The 1,282-nt window shown below is 51.2% G+C and carries 1 protein-coding gene; it reads left to right on the plus strand.

Annotation, left to right across the window (positions count from 1 at the left end; genetic code table 11):
• Positions 1-7: 7 nt before the first annotated feature.
• Positions 8-1,282 (plus strand): IS3 family transposase gene (locus GM655_RS23125; protein ID WP_229632702.1). Its coding sequence is split into 2 segments (ribosomal slippage), with 1,276 coding nucleotides annotated over them: positions 8-482 and positions 482-1,282; the frame shifts between segments, so codons are not numbered across the junction. This gene is flagged as partial in the annotation.

Genomic DNA, 1,282 nt, shown 5'->3' on the forward strand with positions numbered 1-1,282 from the left:
TTTTTCATTGGCGAAGTACACAATGCAGTTCAAGTTGGAGGTTGTCCAGCGATACCAGGCCGAAGGGATCGGCTTTAAATCCTTAGGGCGACTGTATGGCATAGACGGTGCCATGGTTAAACGCTGGATCCATTTGTATCAGGCTCATGGAGAAAGCGGACTAGTTAAGAAATTTACCGGTTATGGTGTTGAGGAGAAGCTGGCGATCTTGCAGCGCATGTGGGACGAAGAATGGTCGTACACCCAGACCATTGCAGCATTCAATATCCGTAGCATGGCAAGCCTGCGATCTTGGGAGCGCTGTTATCATAGCGGGGGTATAGAAGCTCTGAAGCCACGAGCACGTGGCCGTCCCAAGAAAATGCCTGAATCTCTGCCGCCAGACACACAGCGGTCCACCGATGACGAAACCCGTACCCGCGAGGAGTTGCTCGCGGAGGTGAACCATTTGCGCATGGAAGTGGCGTATCTAAAAAAGTTACGAGCCTTAGTTCAGCAACAGCGGCCTGTACGTACAAGCCCGCGCAAAAAGCGCAAGTAGTCGACGAACTAAGGCAACAATTCCCACTGGCTGATTTACTTCAACTGGCTGGTTTGGCCCGTAGCACCTTTTACTATCAGCAGAAGGTGGCTTTAGCCACAGACAAGCACCAGGCATTAAAACAGAAAATTCAAACCATCTTCGCCCGACATAAGGGGCGCTATGGGTATCGACGCATCACTAGTGAGATTCGGAAACTGGGGCAACAAGTCAACCATAAGACCGTGCAACGGCAGATGTTTCAGTTGGGTCTGAAGTCCTTGGTGCGCCCAAAGAAATATCGCTCCTACAGGGGCGACGTTGGCCAAGCGGCAGATAACGTATTGCAGCGACAATTCACGGCGAAGACGGCAAATCAAAAATGGGTAACCGACGTGACGGAGTTTAACGTCGCGGGCGAGAAGCTTTATCTGTCCCCCGTCATGGATCTTTACAACGGAGAGATCATCGCGTTTGAAACTGCCAAGCGGCCAGCATTTAAGCTCGTCAGTGGCATGCTTCAGAAGGCTTTGAGCAAGTTGAAGGCCAGCGAAAAACCTATGGTTCACTCTGATCAAGGCTGGCAATACCGGATGCCTGCTTATCAGCGGACGCTGCAAGAAAGAGGTCTGACGCAAAGCATGTCGCGCAAAGGGAACTGCTTGGACAACGCCCCGATGGAGAGTTTTTTCGCTGTTCTAAAATCGGAGTTCTTCTATTTGAACCAGTTTGGCAGCATCGATGAGCTACAGGCTGGCCTTA

This window comes from Pseudoduganella danionis (genome assembly GCF_009720775.1).
Lineage (GTDB): Bacteria > Pseudomonadota > Gammaproteobacteria > Burkholderiales > Burkholderiaceae_D > Rugamonas > Rugamonas danionis.